At 67.8% G+C, this 3,384-nt stretch carries 4 protein-coding genes; 2 read left to right on the top strand and 2 right to left on the bottom strand.

The window, feature by feature from the left end; genetic code table 11:
- A partial coding sequence (locus AC36XV_RS08850; protein WP_492203322.1) for a serine hydrolase domain-containing protein occupies window positions 1-781 on the bottom strand: 781 nt, incomplete at its 3' end.
- Window positions 782-861: 80 nt separating this feature from the next.
- On the opposite strand from AC36XV_RS08850, the gene AC36XV_RS08845 reads away from it, so the two are divergent.
- Both AC36XV_RS08845 and AC36XV_RS08840 read left to right on the top strand, forming a co-directional pair.
- Entirely contained in the window at window positions 862-1,461 is a 600-nt protein-coding gene (locus AC36XV_RS08845; RefSeq protein WP_492203321.1) for a hypothetical protein, read from the top strand.
- Window positions 1,458-2,582, top strand: coding sequence for a M28 family metallopeptidase (locus AC36XV_RS08840; protein ID WP_492203320.1), 1,125 nt, complete (start codon window positions 1,458-1,460; stop codon window positions 2,580-2,582). Before AC36XV_RS08845 ends, AC36XV_RS08840 begins: the two co-directional genes overlap by 4 nt.
- A 79-nt stretch (window positions 2,583-2,661) precedes the next feature.
- Here the strand turns inward: AC36XV_RS08840 and AC36XV_RS08835 are convergent.
- Window positions 2,662-3,384: OmpA family protein (locus tag AC36XV_RS08835; protein WP_492203319.1), on the bottom strand; the 723-nt coding region annotated here is incomplete at its 5' end.

The raw sequence follows: 3,384 nt of genomic DNA, 5'->3' as shown, positions 1-3,384 counted from the left end.
TTCGCTCACCATCCCACACCCCATCCCGGGCGAACAGCAGCCCGAAACGCGCGGCGTCCCGGGCGGACAGGCGGAACGGGTAGGCCGGATACATCGACTTGTCCCGCTCGTAGTGGTAGTAGCCGTCCGAAACGCGCCAGTCCTCCATCTCCAGCGGCACCGCGAAGTACTCGTCGAACGCCTCGAACACATCCGCGCCGGTCTCCAGCGCCAGGATGGCGGCGAGGGTGTTGAAGTCCCAGTTGTTGTACGCGAAGTAGCGGCCGGGGCCCTCGCTGCCCCGGGGACGGGAGTCGGTCCGACCCGCGTACGCCGCCGGGTGGAAGACGCCCGATCGGGCCTTGAGCAGATCGAGGATCCGGGCCTGTTTCTCGCTGTCGAGCAGCGGCTCCGGCTCGTCGTCGATCCCGAGGTCGGCGAGCGTCTTGTTCAGCTCGATCTCGCCGCGGTCCCAGTAGATCCCGTACAGCGCCGACAGAAAGCTCTTCCGGACCGAGTGGCACATGAAGCGGCGCCCCACATCCCCCCAGGCCGTGACGACGGCTCCATCGCGGATCACCATGAACGCCGATGATGGAAGCTCCGCCCACGTCTCGTAGGCCGCCTCGAGCTTCGCCGGATCGAAGCCGGCCTGCTCGACGCTCGCGTACCGCATCCATTCGTCCCCCGGAAACCGCTCGCCGCCCGGCTGCGCGAGCAGGGTCGAGGAATGAACGAGCAGGAAGAGAGGAAGAAGAAGGGCAAGAACGGGTCTTCGATGGGGCTGGCCGTAGCGTCGCATGTCGGGATCCCGGTTTCGAGTGTGAGCCGGCGCCGTTACGCGCCGCTGCAAAGGTAAGAACAACCTGAGGAAGGCGCCCGTTGACCCGGGGGATCGGCGAGGGGCAGCTTGCCGTGAGGGCGGGCGAGCCCACTTCGGGTAGCGCGAGCCGTCCGTCGATCGGTGGAGGGTTCGGAGTGATGACACGCCTGCTGCTCATTGGCATCGCGGCTCTCGCTGCGGCGGGAGCGTGGCGTCTGGCCCGCTGGTACTGGCGACCGCGCCTGGTCCTTCCCGGTGAGGTCCGCCTCGAGCGGAGAGCCGGTGGAATCGACGTGTGGCTGCACATCCGAAACGAGGGGGCGGGCCGAAGCCGGAACTGCCGGGCGATCCTCGTCCGCTGCGAACGGCGCGAGGCTTTCGGCTGGCTGCGCATCGAAGCGCCGGCACGGTCGGATGACGGGATCGGGCCCGGAGACGTAGGTCGAACGGATCCCGGTGCCGGGGGCACGTGTATCCCGGCAGGCGGGTCGGCAGAAATCCGTCTCGATCGACGGATCCCGGAGGTTTCCGGTACCTATCGGCTCGATGTCGCGGCGCTGAACGGTGAGGAAAAGCGCTCTTCGTACGTTGTAGAAGTGGAAGCCGGCGCCGGCGCCGGTCCCGATCGGGACGAGCCGGGCGGCAGGGAGGGGACATGAGGATGATCGAAGGCGCGCCGACTCGCTTCGGCAAGCCATGGCTCGCGGCCGTGGCCGGGCCCGTTCTGTTCGCGACGGCGTTTCTGTGGATTCTGGCCATACCGGCCTGCGGCGGATCGGACTCGCCGACCCACACCGGGCCCGAACCGGAGCCGGAAACCCCGGCCCTGGCCGATCCGCCGCCCGACGGTGCCTCGGCCGCTGCCACCATCTCGGCGACCGACGTTCTCCAGCGGGTGGAGATCATCGCGGACGACTCCATGCGGGGGCGCTGGTCTCCCAGCCCGGAGCTCGACCGGGCGGCCGTCTATCTCGCCTCGGAACTGAGCAGGTTCGGACTGCAGCCGCAGGGCACGGACGAGGATGCCGAATGCTCGACGCGCGGAATCGACGCGGGCGACTGCCCGTATCTGCAGTGGTTCTTCGCCCAGCCGGGAGACACGGTCAAATCGGTGAACGTGATCGCCCGGCTGACCGGATCCGATCCCGCTCTCAGCCAGGAACACGTGGTGATCGGGGCGCATTTCGATCACCTCGGGGTCGGATTCCCGGTGGCCGATGATTCCATCTACAACGGCGCCGATGACAACGCCTCCGGAACCACGGCCGTTCTGGAGCTCGCGGAGGCGTTCGCCTCCCTCGACACGCCTCCGCGGCGGTCGATCCTGTTCGTGTTCTTCAGCGCGGAGGAAAGGGGGCTGCTCGGTTCCCGCCACTTCGTCACGACGCCGGAAGCCCCGATGGGAAACGTGGCCGCCATGATCAATCTGGACATGGTCGGCCGTAACTGGACGGACACGGTGGCTGCCATCTACCAGCTGAACTCGGACATCTTCGAGCGGGCTACCCGCGTCGCCGAGGCCCGCCCGGAGCTCGGAATGAGCCTGCTCACGGACCCGTGGCCCGGCGAAAACCTGGTCAACCGATCCGACCAGGCGCCCTTCGTGACGTACGGCATCCCGGTTCTGTTCCTGACCAGCGGTCTCCACGTCGACTACCACCGTCCATCGGACGAGCCGGACCGCCTGGACTACGAGAAGACGGCCCGGCTGACCCGACTCGTGTTCTGGATCGGCTGGGAGTTCGCGGAAGCCGAAGAGCCGCCCGGGTTCCCGATGTGAAAGAAGGCCGGCCGGGGCGAACCCCGGCCGGCCTTTTCTCTCGCTCCCCCCACGATCCGCCTCGAAGGGCGGGGCCGGATCAGTCGATCTCGTGGAACTCCACCCGCCGGTTCTCCTGCCGTCCCTCCGGCGTCTCGTTGGTCGCCGTGGGCCGGGTTTCACCGAGCCCGCGCGCCGAGTAGAACGCCGCGTCGAGCTCCGGGAAGTTGTCCAGCAGGTAGGTGAGCACGGTGTTCGCCCGGCGCTCACTGAGCTCCTGGTTGTACTCCATCGACGCGATCGCGTCCGTGTGACCCTGGATCTCGAACTTGATGCCCGGCCTCTGGAGAAGCGCGAGACCCACCTGGTCGAGAATCGGCATCGATTCCGGCCGCAGGGTGTCCTCGTTGAAATCGAAGTACACGTTCTGCAGCACGAGCAGTCCCGCCTGGATCCCCTCCTGGATCTCGCTGCACCCGGTGTCGTCGACCGGGACGCCCGGCGGCGTGTCCGGACAGCGATCGATGCCGTCCAGGTACCCGTCACCGTCGGTATCGAACGGACAGCCGTCCTTGTCCACGAGGGCTCCCGGCGGCGTGTCAGGGCACTTGTCGAGCCCGTTCAGGACCATGTCGAGGTCATCGTCGGACGGACAGCCGTACTCGTCCACCGTGGCGCCGCGCGGGGTGTTCGGGCACTGGTCCCACCCATTCGGTACGCCATCGAGGTCGGTGTCCAGGGGGCACCCGTCGTCGTCGACGATCACGCCGGCCGGCGTGTCCGGGCACAGGTCGCCGCGGTTGTAGACCCCGTCCTTGTCGGA

This window comes from Candidatus Benthicola sp. (genome assembly GCF_058719085.1).
Note: the sequence above shows the minus strand (reverse complement) of the source record. Positions and strands in the feature narration are given on the sequence as shown.

Bases quoted from the DNA above. Each gene is read 5' to 3' on its own strand.
- AC36XV_RS08840 (WP_492203320.1), top strand. From the start codon at position 1,458: ATGAGGATGATCGAAGGCGCGCCGACTCGCTTCGGCAAGCCATGGCTC.